Source organism: Bacteroides coprosuis (assembly GCF_020741705.1).
Taxonomy (GTDB): domain Bacteria; phylum Bacteroidota; class Bacteroidia; order Bacteroidales; family Bacteroidaceae; genus Bacteroides_E; species Bacteroides_E coprosuis.
Genome location: NZ_DYYK01000196.1, coordinates 1 through 3,158, shown reverse-complemented (window position 1 = coordinate 3,158; position 3,158 = coordinate 1). Strand labels below are relative to the sequence as shown.

The 3,158-nt window shown below is 33.8% G+C and carries 6 protein-coding genes; all 6 read left to right on the top strand.

Annotated elements, in window-relative coordinates:
- On the top strand, window positions 1-1,267 hold a 1,267-nt coding region (locus tag K8V80_RS12000; RefSeq protein ID WP_276778312.1), incomplete at its 5' end, for a T4 RnlA family RNA ligase.
- Window positions 1,267-1,785, top strand: coding sequence for a helix-turn-helix domain-containing protein (locus K8V80_RS11995; RefSeq protein WP_276778311.1), 519 nt, complete (start codon window positions 1,267-1,269; stop codon window positions 1,783-1,785). The genes K8V80_RS12000 and K8V80_RS11995, both read left to right, overlap by 1 nt.
- Before the next feature lie 96 nt (window positions 1,786-1,881).
- Window positions 1,882-2,187 (top strand): hypothetical protein, encoded by a 306-nt coding sequence (locus tag K8V80_RS11990; RefSeq protein ID WP_249565211.1) that lies wholly within the window; start codon window positions 1,882-1,884, stop codon window positions 2,185-2,187.
- A gap of 277 nt (window positions 2,188-2,464) precedes the next feature.
- Complete coding sequence (locus tag K8V80_RS11985; RefSeq protein ID WP_276778309.1) at window positions 2,465-2,623, top strand: hypothetical protein; 159 nt, start codon at window positions 2,465-2,467, stop codon at window positions 2,621-2,623.
- Window positions 2,613-2,882, top strand: a complete 270-nt coding sequence (locus tag K8V80_RS11980; RefSeq protein ID WP_276778307.1) for a hypothetical protein — start codon at window positions 2,613-2,615, stop codon at window positions 2,880-2,882. Before K8V80_RS11985 ends, K8V80_RS11980 begins: the two co-directional genes overlap by 11 nt.
- On the top strand, window positions 2,882-3,158 hold a 277-nt coding region (locus tag K8V80_RS11975; RefSeq protein ID WP_276778305.1), incomplete at its 3' end, for a single-stranded DNA-binding protein. The genes K8V80_RS11980 and K8V80_RS11975, both read left to right, overlap by 1 nt.

The following is a 3,158-nucleotide window of genomic DNA, read 5'->3' as shown; positions in this document are numbered from 1 at the left end:
TAAAACCTTTTATGTTTCTCATGCTGGATTTGAGCCTATCATTGCACAACGTGAGGGTGCTTGGGCTAGTATAGAACCTCGTGAAACGTTTATCTATGGATTAGGTAATAAGGATAACCGAGATTACCGTAATGCTCCATATAGCAGAAATATTGATAAGGTTTGGGAAGAATATCCGTATATTTCTCAAAATGACATCAATGTTCATGGTCATCGTAACAGTTTTAATGAATTTGTTCGTTCTAACAGTTACAACTTAACCGCAGATGGTAAATTTAGATGGATTACAGTTACCAAAGAAGGTATTACTCCTCATGAAATTGATCGAATTGATGTTCCAACCTTTGATGAACAGTTAGAAATGGAGCCACACATTAAACGTCGTGAAGTTGATGATAACATTGTGGCAAACAATTTCGATAAACATGTATTTTTTACGAATGAATGGAATCGTTTAAATACAAAAGCAAGAGGACTATTTACTCGTGATAATGAAATTGTAGGTCGAGGTTTTAATAAGTTCTTTGTAGTGGATCAAGACGTTAACGATAACGTGGATACATCCCTAGATTCACTAGAATATCCTGTTTGGATTATGAAGAAGCATGACGGATTTCTTGGGGTTGTCTTTTATGACAATGACAAGAATAAAATTAGAGTTTATTCAAAAGGTGGATCTGATACTTATAGCCCACTAGCTGAACAAGTTCTAAAAGATACGGGCTACTACAAGAAAATTCAGAATTACTATTCTGACAAAATGAATAGGGACAGTACCTTACTTTTTGAAATCATTGATCCTGAAAAAGACGTGCACATTATCAAATATCATCACAAGCATGCATATCCATTAGCAATCATCAGTAACGATGAAAATGGAATTGTGCTTAATCACACTGATACCTTTAACCCACACTGGGGAAGTCATGCTTTTCAAGAGATGACTATTGAAATAGATGAGAACAACTTTATAGCTTATGCACATAATAAAACTGAATTAACCCAGTCGTTGAAGATCATTGAACATGATTTTCCAACACGTGAAGGTGTTGTTCTATATGGCAAAAATAAAATGTTAAAGATTAAGTTTCCATTCTATTTGAAAGCCAAAGAATTAAGAGGAGCGCTTGAAAATGGTGGTAAGAGAAAATGGTATTACGATGCACAGAATTGGTATAAGAAATGTAAGGCAAGAGGTATTACTGAGTTCACACCAGATTTAGCTCTTCAACTAAGAAAAGAAGACTTAGAAAAGAGGGATGAATAATGAACCGAATTAAGCAGTTAAGACAAGAAAGACAGCTAAGCCAAAGAAAACTAGGTGAAATTATAAACGCTAGTAATCAAGCAGTTAGTGCCTATGAAAGTGGAAAAAGAAACCCAAAAGAAGAAACTTGGAAAGCCTTAGCAGATTATTTTGGTGTTAATGTTTTATATTTACAAGGCTATCCATTTGCTAAGTGTCACTGGTGCGGTAATGAATTTGTACTAGCAACTGAAAAAGATAAAGATAGATATTTCTATTGTCCTTATTGTGGGCGATCACCATTAGATTTTGGAGATAAAAGAGCAAATAGCAAAGCTAAAGCCAATGATGAGAAGCAGAAATTCCTAAAGCTCGAAAATGAAAAAGATACTCTTGATGATGCAATCGGATTCCTTAACGAATTAATTAGCACTAGTGAAGGACTTACTAACACAGGTAAATCCGAGCTAACCAAAGTAGCGCGAGTTTTATATAACATTTACTACGATGATACACATGCATATTGGAAATCTAAATAACTTCTAAATAAGGGGCTAAGTGCTCAAATTGAGATATAAATCTAGTAATATTTTTTACATAAATTTAATTATGTAAATATAAAAAGGAGCAAATGAATGGAAGAAAACAGAATAGATATTTCTTACGGCAATCGACTTAACGAGCAGATTGCCAAGGTAAAAAAGATGAAAAAACAACCACCTATTGATGCTTGGTCAAAAATTGAAATTGGAAAGCGTGCAATAGCGAGTGTATACAAAGAAAGTCCAGATTATTTACTGTATCGCAAAATGACGGAAGATGGTGGAGTAGTGCTAGCACGTATGACAAATAAGTCATCAACTAAGAATGTTGCCTATAAGGTAAATATGGATATCAAAATTACTCCAATTATCGAAGATTCAACCAACATTAGCTTTTGAGGATATAAAGATGAGAAAAGAACCTGACTTTATAGCGATGCTTATTGCTCTAGGAATGATAGTGATAATTATGACTGTGGTTTATTGGGTGGTGTTTGTGTTATGAAAAAGTTTGATTGGAACAGTTTTTTAAATTATTTTGGGAACATCTTTTTTATCATTATAGTTTCAATAGCAATAGGCGTTATCATTTGTGCAACTGTGGTATCAAGTTTCATGAGATTATTGGTTAGCCTTGTTATATTTTGTGGAAGTCTAGCCTATATTTTAACCAAACATGATGAAAAGTCTCAAATACACTAAAGGAGCTTGGTATCACGTGGATAGCGATGACAAGTTGACACCAATAGATTATGAAAAAGAAATCCATAAATACTATCAGCATTGGCACAAATATTTAAAAGCAATTGAGGTAAATAAAGACGATGACAGATAAAGAATATCTAGAAATTTATAAATATATTGAGTTAAACGATCAAATGCTGATGAAAAGTTTGATTAATTGCGATCTGCATCATGCAGCCCAAGCAATGCAAAATACTGTCGATTTGCTTAGTGTACTTGGAATATCTTCGGCAACTCCTTTAACTGGCGTTGTGAAATTAAAACTAAGAGTAGATGAACTACTAAACAAAATGACTAGCGAACGTGCTTTATATAACTATGTAATTAAGAAAGATGAGGAAGAAAAATAATGCTTAACTTAACTATTTTAGAAGGACGATTAACCAGAGATCCAGAACTTAGAAAGACACAAAGCGGGATTGCGGTTGCTACTTTTACAGTAGCTTGTGATAGACCACGTAAGAAAGATGCTGAACAACAAGCAGATTTTATTAATGTGGTTGCATGGCGTCAATCAGCCGAATTTTTATCTAATTACTTCCATAAAGGGGATGCTGTACAAGTTCAAGGACGTATTCAAACCAGAACATACGATGATAAAAATGGCAATAAAGTATTTGTTACTG